Origin of the sequence: Asticcacaulis sp. MM231, from assembly GCF_964186625.1 — a bacterium.
In the GTDB taxonomy this organism is placed as follows: domain Bacteria; phylum Pseudomonadota; class Alphaproteobacteria; order Caulobacterales; family Caulobacteraceae; genus Asticcacaulis.
This window is the reverse complement of sequence record NZ_OZ075110.1, coordinates 21,065-38,329: the sequence shown is the minus strand read 5'-3', so window position 1 is coordinate 38,329 and position 17,265 is coordinate 21,065. Positions and strand designations below refer to the sequence as shown.

Annotated in this window: 9 protein-coding genes and 1 pseudogene; 6 read left to right on the top strand and 4 right to left on the bottom strand. The window is 55.3% G+C overall.

The window, feature by feature from the left end:
* Positions 1 to 38: 38 nt before the first annotated feature.
* Complete coding sequence (locus ABQ278_RS19505) at positions 39 to 3,212, bottom strand: PAS domain S-box protein (protein ID WP_349322693.1); 3,174 nt, start codon at positions 3,210 to 3,212, stop codon at positions 39 to 41.
* A 499-nt stretch (positions 3,213 to 3,711) separates the two neighbouring features.
* A pseudogene (locus ABQ278_RS19500) lies at positions 3,712 to 3,873 on the bottom strand (5-deoxy-glucuronate isomerase); the annotation flags it as partial.
* Between the two features lie 241 nt (positions 3,874 to 4,114).
* Here ABQ278_RS19500 and ABQ278_RS19495 point away from each other — a divergent pair.
* Positions 4,115 to 5,101: a LacI family DNA-binding transcriptional regulator gene (locus ABQ278_RS19495; RefSeq protein ID WP_349322692.1), complete on the top strand. Its 987-nt coding sequence runs from the start codon at positions 4,115 to 4,117 to the stop codon at positions 5,099 to 5,101.
* On the opposite strand, the gene ABQ278_RS19490 is transcribed toward ABQ278_RS19495, so the two are convergent.
* Positions 5,098 to 6,324, bottom strand: a complete 1,227-nt coding sequence (locus tag ABQ278_RS19490; protein WP_349322691.1) for an MFS transporter — start codon at positions 6,322 to 6,324, stop codon at positions 5,098 to 5,100. The genes ABQ278_RS19495 and ABQ278_RS19490 overlap by 4 nt on opposite strands.
* A 141-nt stretch (positions 6,325 to 6,465) precedes the next feature.
* On the bottom strand, positions 6,466 to 8,892 hold the full coding sequence (locus ABQ278_RS19485) for a TonB-dependent receptor domain-containing protein (RefSeq protein WP_349323052.1): 2,427 nt from the start codon (positions 8,890 to 8,892) through the stop codon (positions 6,466 to 6,468).
* Between the two features lie 346 nt (positions 8,893 to 9,238).
* Here ABQ278_RS19485 and ABQ278_RS19480 point away from each other — a divergent pair, with 346 nt between their 5' ends.
* The 5 genes from ABQ278_RS19480 to ABQ278_RS19460 all read left to right on the top strand — a co-directional run bounded on the left by ABQ278_RS19480 (position 9,239) and on the right by ABQ278_RS19460 (position 17,140).
* Positions 9,239 to 10,102 carry an alpha-amylase family glycosyl hydrolase gene (locus ABQ278_RS19480; RefSeq protein ID WP_349322690.1) on the top strand — a complete coding sequence of 288 codons (864 nt, stop codon included), beginning with the start codon at positions 9,239 to 9,241 and terminating at the stop codon, positions 10,100 to 10,102.
* The gene (locus ABQ278_RS19475; RefSeq protein ID WP_349322689.1) at positions 10,017 to 11,030 is read left to right on the top strand and encodes a hypothetical protein; all 1,014 of its coding nucleotides are present in this window, start codon (positions 10,017 to 10,019) and stop codon (positions 11,028 to 11,030) included. Before ABQ278_RS19480 ends, ABQ278_RS19475 begins: the two co-directional genes overlap by 86 nt.
* A 4-nt stretch (positions 11,031 to 11,034) precedes the next feature.
* Positions 11,035 to 11,943 carry an ROK family protein gene (locus tag ABQ278_RS19470; RefSeq protein WP_349322688.1) on the top strand — a complete coding sequence of 303 codons (909 nt, stop codon included), beginning with the start codon at positions 11,035 to 11,037 and terminating at the stop codon, positions 11,941 to 11,943.
* Positions 11,944 to 12,442: 499 nt separating this feature from the next.
* On the top strand, positions 12,443 to 14,965 hold the full coding sequence (locus ABQ278_RS19465) for an MGH1-like glycoside hydrolase domain-containing protein (RefSeq protein WP_349322687.1): 2,523 nt from the start codon (positions 12,443 to 12,445) through the stop codon (positions 14,963 to 14,965).
* A gap of 36 nt (positions 14,966 to 15,001) precedes the next feature.
* Positions 15,002 to 17,140 (top strand): family 43 glycosylhydrolase, encoded by a 2,139-nt coding sequence (locus ABQ278_RS19460; RefSeq protein ID WP_349322686.1) that lies wholly within the window; start codon positions 15,002 to 15,004, stop codon positions 17,138 to 17,140.
* Positions 17,141 to 17,265: the final 125 nt, after the last annotated feature.

Below are 17,265 nucleotides of genomic sequence, written 5' to 3'. Positions count from 1 at the left end.
CCATCTCCCTGTGAGGTTTTATAAGTCTTTCGGCGTATTCACCGTCCCGACGGAGGCTTGACTAAGGGGCTGCGCGGAATAACGAAGCTGAACCGTGCGCCAGGCGCTGCATTCTCTGCCCATATGCGCCCTCCGTGCGCGGTAATGATCTGCTTGCAGATCGACAAGCCAAGCCCCGTCCCCCCCGCGCCTGATTTGGTTTGGCTGGACTGAATAAACGTCTCGAAGATATGCTCTAGCTCATCTGGCGGTATGCCCTGGCCTTCATCCGTCAGCGTACACATCAGGCCTTGTTCGGAGTCATTGACCACCAGACGCAGCACGCTATTTTCGGGCGTAAATTTGATGGCATTCGAGAACAGATTCACCATGACCTGGATGAGACGTTGGACATCAAACAAGGCCTGGGTATCCGGTGTCATATAACGAATATCGACCTGCACATGTTTGGCACGCAACAGAGAGTCCAATTCCATGCGTGTGTGTTCAATAACTGTCTTCAGATCGTTGACATCCAGGGAGAAGGTCATTTTACCAAACTCCATCTTCGCCAGGTCCAGTAGATTATTGAGCAGACCAAGCAGGCGGTTGCCGGCAATCTGGATGTTACCAAGATATTTGCTCAGCTTCTCACCTTGGGCCGTATCCGGCGTCACACGCTTCAGCCCCATCATGGCATAGTTGAGAATAGCGTGCATCGGCGTCCGCAATTCATGAGACATGTTGGACAAGAATTCTGACTTGGCCTGAACGGAGGCCTCCGCCTCGATCTTGGCCTGGCGTAAATGATCCTCCTGATGGAACCGCTCTATGACACGACCGATTTGCAGGCCGATATTAAACAGAAGCGCCGCCGTTTCATCATTTTTGGGAATGTGCTGGGGCGAGAAGAACTCAAAAACGCCTATCAACCGTTTTTCGACGATGATCGGGAAGGCGGCCACGCCTTCGAAACCTTCGTTGCGGATAAGTTGCGTACGCGGGGATGGGTTAACCATATCGTGCCCCTCCAGCCACGCAGACTTACACGACAGGACAACAGCCACGGGCACAGCCTCCACTTCCGCTAAAGGCAAGGCGTCGGCGCTGACGCGATGGATCATCTGCCGATAGGAAGCCCGGCGCTTTCTGGACCAGGCACCGCTTGATATCAACTGCGCTGCGCCTTCGTCTATCAGGTAACAGTGCCCAAGAGCCCATCCCGTAAAGACGCAAATCTCATCCAGGCAGGCCTCAAGCGCCGCCTTCAGGTCTTGCGCCTTATTGGCCGATGTAATGATGTTGAGGAGAAGCAGTGTCTTGTCGGCTTCCTTGCGAATCCGCTCGGTCTGCCCCTCCACCAACAACTGCAAATGATCACGGTGCTGACGTAGCTCATCGTCCACCTGTTTGCGTTCCGTGATCAGCTCAGTGAACATGATCATGCCGCCGATCTCATTGCCTTCGTACCAGGGATGCAGTTCGTATTTGATCCATTCCGTGGCGCCGCGGGCGCCTTCAAAATGATCTTCCGGATTGCTGATGATTTCTCCCGCCAGACACCGGCGGAACAGGTCTCTCCAGCGATTTGGAATCCCGGGGAACACGTCGTAAAAACTACGCCCTATCAGCGTTTGATCGCCCAGATGATAATCCTGGAGCCAACGCTCGGACGTCATGAGATAACACATCTGCCGATCCAAAACGGCTATGGCAGCCGGCGAATGCTTGAAGAACAGTTCCATCTGAGAATTGGCGCGCTTCAGTTCGGCTTCAAACAACTTACGATCTGTAATATCCGTAGCCGACGATATGTAGCCGTCGCACCTTCCACTGCCCGTAAACCGCGGCGTGCAATCACTGAGCATCCAACGATATTCGCCATCATGCCGCTTTAGCCGGAACCAGCACTGAAAAGGCTGCTCATTGGCCAGGGCATCGACAAATTTTCCAACGCATGCGTCTTTATCTTCCGGATGAATGTGGGCCAGCCAGCCATCATCAATTTCCTCATCCATGGTCCGGCCGGTATAGTTGAGCCAGGGCTTGTTAAAAAACGTGGTGTCGCCGTAAAGGTTGGTGATCCACAGAAGATTTGGCGTACTGTCCGCCAAGGTTCGAAACTGCTTCTCACTTTCGGCGACCTTGGCCTCACTGGCGCGACGCAAGGTGATATTTTGCATATATCCCTCGACAATTGGGGCGCCGACCGCCGAGGTTTTCTTGCGAACACCACTTATGCTGACCCAGACAAAACGAAGTGGTTGATCAGGCTCCTGACGACGCATAAGCCGACATTCGATGTCAAAGCGACCATTACGCTCAATCTGGCTGGCAATGCCTGCGCATACGGTCGCGCGCTCTTCTTCTGGAATCAGAGCCGCAAAGCCATTGAGCCGCTTGCCTGTCAAGTCATCAGGGCTATATCCGGTAAGGTTCGTGATATAGTTGTTGATGAAAAGCATGGTGAGATGATCATCGACAATACCCTCAAATATAACCGCGGAAATATTGGTAATGATCGAGTGATACTGCTTTTGCAGTCTTTGGTTACCCCGTCGCAAGAGTGTGATGATGATTGCGATGGTAGCCGAGAACAAACCGGCTATGGCCAGGCCGATCAAAAGACTACCGCGAACGTTTGCGACCTTGGCAAGGTACTGGCGATAGCTCATATCCACGCCGACAACCCCTACAAAGCGGTGGTCGGCGGTGTAAAAGGGCGCATAAGCGCTCAAAAACGTTCCATACTCATCCGTGTAAGGAGCCGGCTCAACAGCGGGCGATCTACGACCTATAGCTGAAACCAATGTATTGCTTGGCTGTTCATAAACTTCCATGACTCCGCTTGCCACGATTTTCTCGCCCTTCCGGGGCAGCGAAGCATCCATCACCAAACATAGCTTTGAGGCGCAGCTCACAACGGTGTAAACATAGATCAGGTCATCATTGGCATGCAGGAGTTGCATGTAAGGCGCTTGCAGGCGCGCATAAACCGTGCCTTGCTTTTGCTCTGGTCTGACGAGCGTACGATGCGCATCACCATCCGTCATCGCGGCTGCCAATCGCGCGGCATTGACCAGCCGGGCCTGGACTAAGCCGTCCAGTTGAGCGACCGTTTCATTGTAAATTAAAAGACCCGCCAGCAGTGAGGCCACAAACATGAGAACGCCGACGCTGAGCGCCATTGGGTCAAGCCACTGTCGAAGTCCGGAAAAATGCTTACTCAACATAACCATACGCCCTCGAGGTCATGTTAAAGCTTACACAAATCCCTTAACGATAGGTTGTGCCAACTGCCTTTAGACGCGCATGCGTTATGTAGACCGCTACAGCGATGGATTGCCGCCTGGACGGCCTTTGAGGTGGTGTCAGCTTCATCGATAGGGATGCATGCGTACTGCACGCTGCCGCGGCACGGTTCATTCGCGGCCTCAACGTCACTTACGACAGAGACGCCAAGGCCAACTTCATCGTGCACAGTTTTGGCGACGTGAGCGGTCAAGCTACGCACGACAGGTCGTTGTCTCAGAAACCGTGTGCGACGACATAAGACCCTATGATTCCCTCGACCTCTGGCCTCTAACCTTAAACCTTAAACCTTAAACCTTAGCTGGTCTTTGGCGCACCATCAAGCCTTCGGTTGAGATGTGTCTGAGAGTATCCGGCGTCATCACGATCATTAAGGAAAAACCATGACCTCGTTGGCACTGCCATGACGTTGAGACGTTAAAGATCGTAGCCGTAAGTCGTGCTGACGGGGTGATAACCTTCCGGCACCATCACCACGTCGTCATCCTCAACCAAACTCATTTCATCCAAGCACGGGTCATCTGTATATACGCGCTGACAGGCAAATCCCTGTCGGGGATTGATGCGATGGTAATAGGCCTGCCCATGCCGTCGCGTTAAAGACAGCTCATAAGCCTTAGAGCGTGCTAATTCACGGGGGAGGAAAACAGTCAATGCTTTCAGTCGTACCGAGGCTGGCGATCTTCAGGGGCGCCCACTGCGATATAAAAACTTCAGACAAGGGCGCCTAGATCGGCTAACGTCTCCTGAAACTTGCAATCGATTTCGGATGTCAACTTGTCGATCCCCCCCCCCTGATAAGCCCTCCATTCACCGTCTCAAAATGGCTGATATTGCGGCACTCGCCGGCGTCTCTGTCTCAAGTGTGTCCCGCGCCTTGGCCGGCAGCCCTTTGATTCCTCATAGTGTCAGGGAAAAAATCACGGCTATTGCCGAAGAGAATGGCTATGTCGTTAATCAAGCGGCCCGAAATTTGCGTCTACAGACCACGCGGACAATCGGGCTCGTACTGCCCATGGGTCACGAAACCGGCCAGCAGGTGACAGACCCCTTTTTGCTGGAGCTGATCGGTCATCTGTCGGAAGCGGTGTTTAAACGCGGCTACGACCTTTTGATGTCGAAGAACCCCGCGCCGCGCGAGGGCTGGTTAAAGGATCTGGTTCAATCACATCGTTTTGACGCCATGCTGGTCCTGGGGCAATCGGATCAACACGCACAGATCAATGCTCTGGCGGATAAATATCCGCCCATGGTGGTGTGGGGGGAACGTCTTTCTGATCAGACCTATTGCTCGGTGGGCGTCGATAATATCTATGGCGGACGCCTAGCCACCGAACATCTGCTCGGCCGTGGTCGCACACAGATTTTATTCTTAGGTCCTACTCAAGTGCCGGAAGTCTCAAGTCGTCTGCAAGGCTATAAACTGGCGCTCACCGAGGCCGGGGCGCCGCTTCGTCCCGGCCAGATCGTCGAAGCACACTTCACCTATGACTCCGCCTATCGGACCGTGCGCGATCTTTTGACCTCGCGGCGCAAGTTCGATGCCATTTTCTGCGCCTCGGACGTGATTGCCCTGGCCGCCATTACTGCCCTTACTGAGGGAGGGCGCAAGGTGCCAGACGATGTCGCGATCTGCGGGTTCGATGACGTGGCCATGGCGAAATCGATGACGCCCCCCCTCACCACGATCAAACAGGATCTGCGCATGGGTGCACAGATAATGGTCGACCTGCTTTTCCAGAGATTGGGCGGAGGCAAGACATCCTCAGCCGTTATCCCCGCCAGCTTGATTGTTAGGGCCTCAACCTAATATTCGCTGACATCCAGGGCCTTAAGCCGTTCGGCGCTGGGGTCGCGGATCAGGTTGAACAACAAGGCTACAAACAAAAGTGCGGCAAGAGAGGTCGCAAGCACAAATCCATACTTAGCTTGACCAAAGACATCGCTGATCGCTCCCATAGCCAGGGGGGCGATCACGGCACTGATGCAGGTGAAGAACAGGATGATTCCGCCGGCTGCACCATGCTGAGCCTTTTTGAAGCCAGAGATGCCCTTGGAGTTTAGGGTTGGATAAATGACCGACATAAACAAGCCCGAGAGCGGCAAAACATAGACCGCCAACGCCTGACCGCCGAACAAGGCCAGCACAAAGCAGATCAGGATAGCCCCTGAGCACAGGGCCAAGACAACCGTCCACGACAAACGGGCCAACATCCATGAGCCAAGGAAACGGCCAGCCGCGCGCAAGACGAAAAATACGGAAAGCGCATAAAGCGCCAGCCACATCGCCGGCCCCTGATACCCGGCAAGCAAGGTCGGCATCCAGACATATATGGCCGTCTCCACCCCGACATAAAGCATAGCAAGGCCTGAGAACGCCATGGCATAGGGGTCTTTAAGCATGGCCAGTGAAGCCTTGAGATTGACGGTCTCTTGCGATGGCTGGTGCGTAGAGGGATACTTGACAGTGAACGCGGCCAGGATCAGCAGGCTGCATAACAGGCCCGCAATCACATAGAGCCACTTCCATGACGCCCCGCTCAGCAGCAATTGGGTCACGATCAATGGCCCGATAATGGCCCCGACGCCAAAAAAACCTTCAACCCTATTCATGACGCGAGTATGGCTTTGCGTCGAGGTTGAGATATCGCCAATCAAGGCCAGGGCCCCTGTCTTGAACACCCCAATTGACAGGCCAGAGACAAACAACAAGCTGGTAAAAAAAAGAAAATCATTACCCAAAGCGAACAGGAAGGCATTGAGCGCAAACATCGCCAAACCCAGAATGATCGTCCACTTACGCCCCATTCGATCCGCCAGAAATCCAAGTCCCAGCCCGGCCAGGGCAATGCCAGCCATTGTGGCATAATGGAAGGCGCCCGCCTGCGTCATACTCAGACCATAGTCTTTAATGATCTGGGGAATAATGACCCCGACGGCGTCTGTGGTCATCGCGAACATCATGAACATGAGATAGGTCAGCCAGGTGATCAAGACGAGGTTCACCGGCCGAGCAGCGGCAGCATTTTTCATCGGGCGTCATTCCTCAGGTTTACGTCATTGACCCTAAAAATTGGCGGGAACGGCTTGTGATCGTCCCCGCCTCAGCAAGTCACAAGCTTATACGCGAAGGGGAGAGGGATTTCGCGTCGCTATGACTAAAGACCGGTCACGTCAGAACTTGTACTTCAGCGTGGCTGTCGAGGTGCGTCCGTTGATGGCTCGGGCGCGGATGTAGTTGACCGCATTGTTCGTAATGCTTCCTTCTTCGGCTTCGGTAATGCCTACCACATCAAACGCGTTGTTCACGTTAAGCGACAAGCTCAGCTTGTCCGTGAGGGCGTAGTCCACAAAGAGATTGGTCTGAACGTAGGCGGGCATGACGAGCTGATTGTCATCTGAAGTATAGGCCTTGGTTGTGCCAACAAAGTTCGCGCCCAAGTCCGCCTTGCCTATCTTGTATGTCGGCGTTAGCTGATAAACCCATTTCGCCTGACGACGAGGCGTGTTGCCAACTTGCGTGGGATTTAAGGGATCTCTGACGATCTTGGCGTCGGTATAGGTCGCGCCGCCGTTCACTGAGAACCGGCCACGGCGATAAGACGCTTCCAGTTCAACGCCCTTGGCTTCGTAAAGACGGTCGATGAAGCGTTGCGTCGTCGCCTCGTAGTTCTGCTCCTCCGTCTCAGCCTTGAAGGCCGTGACATAGAGGCCAATCCCGTTGGCGCGATACTTAATCCCGGCTTCGTATTGCTTGACGAAATCAATGGCGTCTTCACGTGATACCGAGCCATCCGCATTGACCTTCCCGAATAGCAAGCGATCGGCATTCACCCGTGCCCCGCTTGAGGCGCGTGCAAACACCGAAAGGCTCTCATCGAGACGGTAGTTAGCGCCTAAGGAGTAGCTGAGATAGTTCCAGCTGTAGTCGACCGGCTTCGAATTGGCGTAATCGATGACGGTTACGCTTTGTTCAGGTCCAGAGATAACGCCATCGCCATTGACGTCAAAATTGGCACGCTGGGTATTTCCAGCATAGGAGCCCTTGGCCGTTCCATGATCATAGCGCAGAGACGCTTCTAGGGTCAGCTTGTCCCAAGCCGCGCTTACAATGGCATAGGGCGCCGCGATATCATACTTCGTGTCATAATGACGGGTACAGCAGTTCCCCCACAGAGGTTGACCATAGGCCAGCAAGCCATCCTGCGACAGATTGGTCGTGCCGTTATAGGCGTTGAGCAAACGGGCATTGTCTCCGGACAACTCCATCAGGTAGGTGTTCCACACCCAGTCCATATTAATGGTCTGGGTGGAGTTATAAAGCCCCATGGTCAGGTTCAGTTTCGATCCGGCGACATCAAAGCTGTTCATCAGACGCAGGTCGTTGGTGGCGTTATCGAGATTGTTGAGGATAACGTTGAAGGTGTGGACACGCATGGCCAGGCCGGTATAGGCCGAGCCCACACCCGAGCCATTGGCAACGACCAGGCTTGTGCCTCCCGCGCTCGTAGCGATGGCCGAGGCCGTGCCGACCTCAGCCGGAAACAGCGAAGCAAAATCGCCCTTGGTGCGGGCCACACGGAACTTGTCATTGATGGTCCAACCGCCCGCCAGGTCGACGTTCAGTTCCGTGTTGAAGACGAGACTATCGGGATGCATACCATTACGCATATCCGTGACATGATATCTGTTCTGACCGTCGAGCCCCTTATCGGCCAGCATGTTTTTGGAGAGGATGGAGCCAGACCTGATGTTTAGGCCGGGCGCCGACGACCAGTTCGGGTCGCCGTTCGTCCCCGTCACCTGCATGGGCATAGGCAGATAGCCGGCCGCCTTATCATTAAGGTACTTGAGGCCCACTGTGACATAACCATTGGAAAAGTCGCGCGTCGCATTGGCCTTGATCTGCCCCCCCTTGTTGGCGGTATACCCCGTCTCGCGCGGCCCCTCGCCGGAACGATAGAAGCCACCCACATGGAAGCGCCACCCTTCGGCAAGCTTTCCACCGTACTCGAAATCGCCACGCGTCTGCCCAAAATCCAGGCCCTGGGTCACCGCGAGCGTGCCACCCTCCGTTGTACCGGTCTTCGATAGAATGTTGATGATGCCGCCGGGTGAATTAGAGGCGAGGGTCGAAGCCGTCCCGCCTCGGATCGCTTCCACCCGCGCGATGTTCAGGTCCGTGCGCAGGAAAATATCGGCGTTAGCAAAGGCGATATCGCCAAATTCCAGGACCGGCAATCCGTCTTCGTGGATCTGTAGAAATTTTGCACCGCCGGCGGCAACCGGCAGCCCGCGAACGGCGATATTGGCGTTGCCTTCCCCGCCCGTCGATTCCGATCTTATGCCGGGAACGTTGCGGAAAACCTCTGCTGCAGAGCGCGGTGCAAATTTCTGAATTTCGTCAACCTGGAGAGAACTGACCGAAGTCGACGTATTGAGCTTGTTCGTGCCTTTGGCGACACCGGTCACCACGACCTCCGTCACGCCGTCAGTATTGGCCGCCGCTTGCGCGTAGGCAGCGGATACCGGGAAACCTATAAGACTGACGACGGAAACGCCGACCATCAAACCCATCCGCTGGCGGTGCAGGGTACTCATCATAGCCTAAATCCTTCCTGTAACGCGGTCATAAATCGCCACGGTTATTATCGTCGGCCGCCACAAAAGCGCCGCTGACACCAGCATCCCACCCAATACAATCGTTTGCAAGATTTTTCCGCCAAACAGGAGGGTGACGGGGCGTATTGTGGCCATAATGCCACGATTTCACCACAAACACGCCCCAACAGGCGATGAATACGCCAAACACGCTTACCTCAAGATAAGATTTTGTTGCAATCGTTTGTATAGGCTTACATAATGCCCGCCAAGAACTCGGACAGGTCGCGCGCCCACACCAATGCCCTAAAAGAGTCTTCTATCGCAGCAAGGAAACGACGGATAAATGCTTACGACACAATTGCAGACGATCATGTCGCATCACAGGCTACCGTTTCCGGACCTGCCACCGCTATCCGAATCCTATTGGGGACAGGCCACGGACGCATTGCACCGCCTATATGGTAGCCACCCCGAATTCAAAAATTCGATGACGGAGATTGCGACCCGGACCGCCAAGGCTTTGCGGGCCCGTCCGGACGAACTTAAGGCCCTGGACCAAACGCGTCCGCCCAACTGGTATCTAAAATCCGGACGCCCGGCCTATTGCGCCTATATTGACCGCTTTGGCGGCACCCTGTCAGGCAGCGCGGCGCACCTGGACTATTTGCAAGCGTTAAACGTCGGTATATTTCATCCCCTACCGCTTCTAAAACCCCGCGACGGTGACAGTGATGGCGGCTTCGCCGTCGCCGACTATCGCGATGTAGATCCCCGTCTTGGGAGCTTCGACGACCTGAAAGGGCTGGCCGGCGCCTTGCGACAACGCGACATGTCACTGGTGCTCGACATGGTGCTCAATCACACGGCGAAGGAGCATGCCTGGGCGCAAAAACAACTCGCCGGGGACCCAAACTATCAGGACTTTTATATCGTATTATCGTCAAAATCCGAGGTCGATGCGTGGGAAGTCAATCTGCAGGATGTGTTCCCAGAAACCGCTCCAGGCAGCTTTACCTTTGACGAGCGCGCGGGCGGCTACGTCTGGACGACGTTCTATCCTTTCCAGTGGGACTTGAACTATGCCAACCCACGGGTCTTCGTCGAGATGCTGGACTGCCTGTTTGATCTGGCAAACGCGGGCGTCGAAGGCTTTAGAACTCGATTCGACGGCCTATCTTTGGAAGCGCCTGGGCACCGTCAGCCGTAATCTGCCCGAAACCCACGACCTATTGAGAGCCTTCAGAGCCTTATTATCGATCGTAGCACCATCAGTCTTCCTCCTCGCCGAAGCGATTGAGAGCCAGGCCTCCGTCGTGCCGTTCTTCGGAACACCGAAGGACAGAGAGTGCGATCTGGCCTACAATAATGGCGTCATGACCGCCCTTTGGGGCGCGCTGGCCGACCAAAAGGTCGACATTCTGACCAAGGTGATAACAACCGCCGCCGAGAAGCCCGACCACGGTCAGTGGCTGAACTATGTCCGATGCCATGATGACATTATATGGCTCGCCCTGTCAGACTCGGCGCCGCAAGAGCGCCTGCAACACTGGTCTGATTTTTTTGCCGGTAAAGATAGTTATGCAAAGGGCATGGCCTTTCAAGCCCCGCCTGGCTTTCCGGCGTCCGGCTGCGGCATGGCCGCGAGTCTTTGTGGCGGGCTCGACGATGCGCTGGCGATCGATCGCCTGAAACTTCTTTACGGCGTGACCTATGCCCTTGAAGGCGTGCCCTTGCTTTATATGGGTGATGAAATTGCGCTTGAGAATTTCGAGGACTTCAGGAACGACGGCACGCTCAAGGATGAGTTACGTTGGTTGCATCGCCCCACTATGGATTGGGAGAAGGCTACAGCCCGGAACGACCGGACCACCCCGCAGGGCCAGATGTATATCTTTCTGGCGGAGCTCGCTCAGAGGTTAGCGATTTTACCGTTCGCGCCTGGCATGCGCGTTATGGAACCGGCGCATCCCTCTATCCTGCACCTTGAGAGACCTTTGGAGACCGGCACGTTTATCTGCCATGCCAACTTTAGCCAGACACCGGTAAGTGTCACAGTGCCAGGCACCCTGATCATCGGAAACGAAGGCACGATCCTGGCCCCCTACGCGGTCAATTGGTATATGAAGGGAGTTTGAGGCCATGTCGAAATTTGTGGGCATTGAGCTCGGCGGCACCAAGGTCAATATTATCACGGGTACAGGCCTGAATGACCACTCAGAGATGATCCGTATTCCGACACGTGATCCGCACTCGACGTGGCAGAACGTGATCGAAACACTGCGTTCACATCAAAGCCAACAGGGCGACTTCGCAGGGATAGGTATCGCCAGCTTCGGCCCGATCAACGTGTCGTTACGCGATCCAGACTATGGAACCTTCCTAAAAACGCCAAAGCCGGGCTGGAGTCATTTTGACCTGCTGGGCCCTCTCAAGGCCGCTTTTCCACAGACGCAGATCGTCCTTGATACCGACGTTAATGGCGCGGCGCTCGGCGAGCATCGTTGGGGCGGCGCCCAAGGACTGGAAAATTTCGCTTATGTGACCGTAGGCACCGGTGTCGGGGTTGGGGTTATTTCGAATGGCAAGCCTGTGCACGGCCTCCTTCACCCCGAAGCCGGGCATATCCTGATCAAGCGTGATCTGTCCGCGGATCCGTATATCGGACATTGCCCCTTCCACGGCGATTGCCTGGAGGGGCTCATATGCGGCCCAGCCATTCAGGCGAGAACCGGGAAAGCTGGGGAAGACCTCGCGTCTGACGATCCGTTGTGGGGCGTTATCGGCGGCTATCTGGCTCAGCTATTTTACAACTTGACGCTGATCTCCGCCCCCCAACGCATTCTGGTCGGAGGTGGCGTAGGCCTGAACGAACCCGTGCTTACGGCGGCCCGTGACGAACTCCACCGCCTAATGGGGGGATATATTGAGGCCCTATCCGAACACTCGGCGTGTGAGCGCTTTGTGCGTCCTGCACACCTGCGTGAAAAGGCCGGTGTGCTCGGAGCGCTCAGCATGGTTTGTTCAGCATGGACGCAACATCACCCATAAAGCCATCGCCCAGTGAAGACGCGTACAGTGTCAGAGGGCTGGCCATCGAAAAATACATGACATCCGCACTTCTGGTCGACATTGACGCCAGGCGCTCAATGACACCCTTTCCCACGCGCAGGCGCCTAAAAGCGAGCCTGGCTCGTATACCCCAAACCTTGGATATTTAAGGCGGTCTTGCCCGATAAAGAGGCCTGAGTTCTGGGCTAAGGACAAAGCTGTAGTGAGCGCTTTACGCCACAACACCTTCCGCGACTCCTCATTTAGCTGCCGGCTATTCCCCCTACACGCCCCCTGCCAGACCTAAAGGCGGGTGTAATGTCAGAGACTTTTTTTGTTCGGGGAAATTGTATAATTTATTTGTCGGACCATTGACAGCGCCAAGCCAATGTATATCGTATACCAAAATAACATGGGTTTTTAGCTATACCTGTTGGGGAGTCTGATGAACAAGATCCGAAATTTATGCCTTCTCGTGTCGACCGCCCTGGCTGTTTGTATGCCTTTAACATCGGCTATTTCAGCGACCGCGGACGAGGTGCGGACCGTGGCTCGCGCCCCGCAAGGCAATGGCGTTTTGCCAAAACAGGCCATTCTTGACAAGATGACCTTCCTCGATAACCGCGACTGGGACTGGTACAAGCAAAACGTGCCGATGCTGGAAACGCCTGACGCCGACATCAATGCGGTCTATTATTACCGCTTTGACATGATGACGAAACACTTCGTCTACGGATCACCGGAGCACGGCTATTCTATCACGGAGTTCATTGATCGTCCTGGCTGGTCGGGCACCTATGGCGCGATCAGTTGCCCGCTCGGCCTGCAGTTTTCCGATATCAGATGGCTGAAAGATCAACGCGTCGCACGCAACTACGCACATTACTGGTACAATGTGCCGGGCGCTCAACCGCGCGCCTATAGCAACTGGTTTGGCGCCAGCATGTGGGGTCTTTATGAGGCCTGGGGCGACAAGAGCTTCATCAGCGCCCTACTGCCCGATATGAAAAAGGACTATGAAGGCTGGACAGCCGAGCGTTTCGACGCCAAGGCGCAAATGTTCGTCTGGAATGGCATGCAGGACGGGATGGAGACCAACATCAACTCCCGTCAGACGGACGATTGGTTCCGTGGCGCCGAAGGCTACCGGCCAACGCTGAATGCTTATATGTACGGCAATGCCCTTGCGATTTCAAAAGCGGCAGCGCTTACCGGCGACACACAGACGGCCAAGCTCTATGCCGACAAGGCTGCCGCCCTTAAGGTTCAGGTGCAGACAAGGTTGTGGGATCCCAAGCGGAAATTCTTCTTCCATATGTTCGCCAATGACGAAAAGGATGGCATCAAGGCCGGCACCTTAACTTACCAAACCGGAAAATACGCCGGAAATGAGCATGGTCGCGAATTGATCGGCCTTGTACCCTGGCAGTTCAACCTGCCCGACGAGGGCTATGAATCGGCATGGAAGACGGTCAACGATCCGGACGATTTCTTTGCCAAGTATGGCCTGACCTCAGTGGAGCGCCACGACCCTCTGTTCCGCATAAGCGAGCATTGCTGCGAATGGAGTGGCACGGCGTGGCCCTATGCGACGGCTCAAACGCTGGAGGCAATGGCTAATCTTCTCAATAATTACAAACAGTCAGTCGTCTCAAAGGGTGACTATTTCCAGGTCCTGAAATCCTTCACCACCTCACAGTTCAAGGACGGTCGCCCCTTTATCGCCGAGGCGAACCATCCTGATACTGGCAAGTGGCAGATCGTTGCCGGCCACAGCGAGGAATATTTCCATTCCTCCTATGTCGATCTGGTGGTCACGGGGCTGGCCGGACTGCGACCACGCGCTGATGATGTTCTGGAGGTCAATCCACTTATTCCAGATGCGTGGGCTTATTTTGCCATGGATGACATTTCTTACCATGGCCACACGGTCTCCATTATCTGGGACAAGGACGGGACGCGTTATAATAAGGGCCAGGGCCTGAGCCTGATGGTTGACGGCAAAATTGTCAAAACCTCACCGACCCTTCAGAAGCTGGAAGCGCCCCTGGGCGCCCCGGTGCCAGCCAGGGCTATTGATAACACGATCAATTTCGCTGTGAATAATGACGGCACCTATTTCCCGCACTTCACAGCCTCTTACAGCGACCCAAAGACCGCGCTTCAGCGTCTCAATGATGGGGTTGCCTGGTATATGGATGCGCCACCCAACAGATGGACCACGGAAGGTTCACCCAACACATCTGATACGCTAGTTCTCAATTTTGGCGCCGAGCGCCCCGTGACATCTCTCAAGCTCTATTTCCTGGATGACGGGGCCAAGCTGAAGGCGCCCAAGAGCTATGATATCGAGTATTGGAAGGACGGACATTGGGTGAAGATCGCTAAGTCGGACCGCGAACCCAAGGCACCGCAAGGTCACACACCCAACATCACGCGTTTTGACACACCCGTCTCGGCTGAAAAATTCCGCTTCACCTTTGTTCACAGTCCAGGTGCCTTCACCGGCCTGTCGGAAGTTGAGGCCTGGGGGCACGCCGCACTGCCCTTATCCGCGGCTACGGCAGAAATCGATGACCTGGCCTACAACCCGGGCAACCAGGCATACCCGAAGGCGAGCGCCTCCTTCACGTCGCCCTTTGACCGCGTCGAAGAGGTCAATGACGGTAAGGTGTTCTTCTCCTCCAATTCCAGGAACCGTTGGACGGCCTTTCAGTCTCCCAATGACACGGACTGGGTGCAGATTGACTTCGGCACCGAAAAGACGGTCGGCCGTGTCGACATGTATCTGTTCGGCGATGGTGGCGGCGTTCGCTCGCCCCTTGGTTATGCCTTGATCTACTGGACCGGTACGGAATGGAAGCCGATGGATATGCTGTCAATGACGCCGAAACAACCGACCCAGGGCATGATGAATACCGTTCAGGTGACACCCGTAAAAACCAGCAAGGTCGGCGTCATCTTCAAACATGATGCACCGGGTCGTACAGGCCTGACTGAACTCATGGTCTTTGAAAAGTAATCCGTAGAGCCACCTACTGATTTACAAGGGGAAAGAATGATGATCCACAAAAAAGCCGTTCTTCTGGCGGCCGTCGCAGGTGCTGCCCTTTTGTTCGGAACAGCAAATGCGCAAACTATAACCTTCCAGATTCCCGGTACGTCAAAGGCCTGGGATAGCCGTGTCAATCCTGACTATCCTATCGGGATTGGCGATGGCTCAGCACCGGCCGCGGCAGAGGCACTGGCCCTGAAGTCCGGCAACAAGATCCATATCACCGCGACCGGCGGAACCCAGACCTTCCCGGGCGGCACGATGATCGGGCCAGAGGGACAGCAGGACTACACCGCGGATGATTATCCCGGCGGTTCCGGGCAATTCTTCCCCAGTAAATATGTAGATCCGCTCGACTTTCCTGCCTTTTTGAATGAGCTGATCGGCGTGTTTGTCGATGCAAAGGGGCGTATAATCAGCAAACCCTTCCCGGTTGGAAAAGACTGGAAGGGTGTGGTGCCAACGGGCGCCGTCAAACTGCAGTTCGGTATCAATGATGATGTTTTGAACGATAATTCCGGCGAAATTTCCGTTGTTATTGATCCCCATGCTGACTTCCCGGACTCTGATCTGGTGCGCACGCCCCCACCCCCGCCCCCATCGCCGGTCATCTTGCCGCCCTACCCTGACCATCCGCCGGCGCCGCTTGTCATTCACCCAAAGTACAATACGATTATCGCCGATGGCAGCCGCTATTCAGCCGACCCCGCTCCCCTGGTGGCCAACGGTAAGTTTTACATTATAGCCGGGCGGGATGAAGCCCCGATCAATGGCGGCGGCTTTGTCATGTACACCTATCAAATCTTTGAAACGGACGACCCGGCGTCAAAAAACTGGAAGCTGTATCCTGACATACTACGGCCAGAAAAAGTGTTTGGCTGGGCAGACGAGGACGGCGCTTGGGCCTCACAGATTGTACAGGGGCGGGATAAGCGATTTTATCTTTACGCGCCGGTTCGAGAAAAGAACTGCAAGGCGCGCAACTGTATGGGCATCGGCGTGGCCGTCGCCGATACGCCGCTTGGCCCCTATCTGGACATACACCCCGAAGGCCCAATTCTGTCCCAGACAACGCCGGTAAGGAACCAGATTGAGAATATCGATCCGACCGTTCTGATTGATGACGACGGGCGCGTTTATATCTATTGGGGCACATTTGGCAGACTTAAAGGCGTCGAACTCGAACAGGATATGAAGACGCCCAAGGGCGATCCGATCGACGTCAAAGGCCTGACCGGATTTTTCGAAGCGCCCTGGATCTTCAAGCGCAAGGGCACCTACTATATGAGCTATGCCGCCAATAATGCGGGGCCAAGCTCATTGTGTACGGAGGCGGTATATCATGCCTGCCAGGCCTATGGCACCGCGACATCACCGCTTGGCCCGTGGACCTATCGCGGCGTTTTCCTGGACCCGGTGACGTCCGCTACCTCCCATGGCGGCCTCGTTCCGTACGAGGACAAGTGGTACCTCGCCTACCACAATGGCGACGCGAAAGACGGCAGCCATTTCCGTCGGAGTGTCGCCATTGACGAAGTATTCTGGGACGATACCGTTTCGCCGCCCGCCATCCAGAAGGTCATCCAAACACGCCCGCCCGTTGACCCGACACCGACACATAACGTCGCCCTCAGTGCGCGTATCACGGCCTCCAATGCGCCAGTCCCTGTCCAGTTTCGCCTGCGGGCTTTGAACGACGGCAAGCTGCCTGAGGCGCCTCTGCCTCCCGACATGTGGGGTAACTGGACGGGCCGGAACGACACTCAAAAGGGTTGGATACAGTATCAGTGGGATAAGCCCGTGACGCTTGACGGCTCACGCCTCTTCTTTTGGGGAGACCAGCCCACTGGCGCGGGCACCGGTGTTGCCCTCCCAACGGCCTGGCATCTTGAATACTGGGACAAGACCGGATGGAAGCCTGTCTCTGAAACACACCCCACAACCCCTAGAGCGGATGGTGTGTCTGAAACGCACTTCAAACCCATAACAACTCGCTGTCTTCGCGCGGTTATGGATGCCTCTACCGACGGAAAATCCTATGCGGCATTTGGCGTGCTCGAATGGCAAGCTTTGTCCCCCACGACGTTCGTACCAACGACGCCCCCACCCAAAGAGCCTGCGCCTTCGATCTGCAAATCTTAGTCCATCCAGGCGGCCATGGTCTGCAAGCATGGCCGCCACTCTCTCCTTACCGCCTATAAAAACATCCCATCTTGACGCCTAAATCTACCCAAATGCGCGGGACGACATAGCCCCCGACAAAGGAC

What these genes read in the sequence shown, in the direction of transcription:
- ABQ278_RS19505 (WP_349322693.1), bottom strand. Translation starts at nt 3,212, where the DNA reads ATGTTGAGTAAGCATTTTTCCGGACTTCGACAGTGGCTTGACCCAATG.
- ABQ278_RS19495 (WP_349322692.1), top strand. Translation starts at nt 4,115, where the DNA reads ATGGCTGATATTGCGGCACTCGCCGGCGTCTCTGTCTCAAGTGTGTCC.
- ABQ278_RS19490 (WP_349322691.1), bottom strand. Translation starts at nt 6,324, where the DNA reads ATGAAAAATGCTGCCGCTGCTCGGCCGGTGAACCTCGTCTTGATCACC.
- ABQ278_RS19485 (WP_349323052.1), bottom strand. Translation starts at nt 8,892, where the DNA reads ATGAGTACCCTGCACCGCCAGCGGATGGGTTTGATGGTCGGCGTTTCC.
- ABQ278_RS19470 (WP_349322688.1), top strand. Translation starts at nt 11,035, where the DNA reads ATGTCGAAATTTGTGGGCATTGAGCTCGGCGGCACCAAGGTCAATATT.
- ABQ278_RS19460 (WP_349322686.1), top strand. Translation starts at nt 15,002, where the DNA reads ATGATGATCCACAAAAAAGCCGTTCTTCTGGCGGCCGTCGCAGGTGCT.
- ABQ278_RS19480 (WP_349322690.1), top strand. Translation starts at nt 9,239, where the DNA reads ATGCTTACGACACAATTGCAGACGATCATGTCGCATCACAGGCTACCG.
- ABQ278_RS19465 (WP_349322687.1), top strand. Translation starts at nt 12,443, where the DNA reads ATGCCTTTAACATCGGCTATTTCAGCGACCGCGGACGAGGTGCGGACC.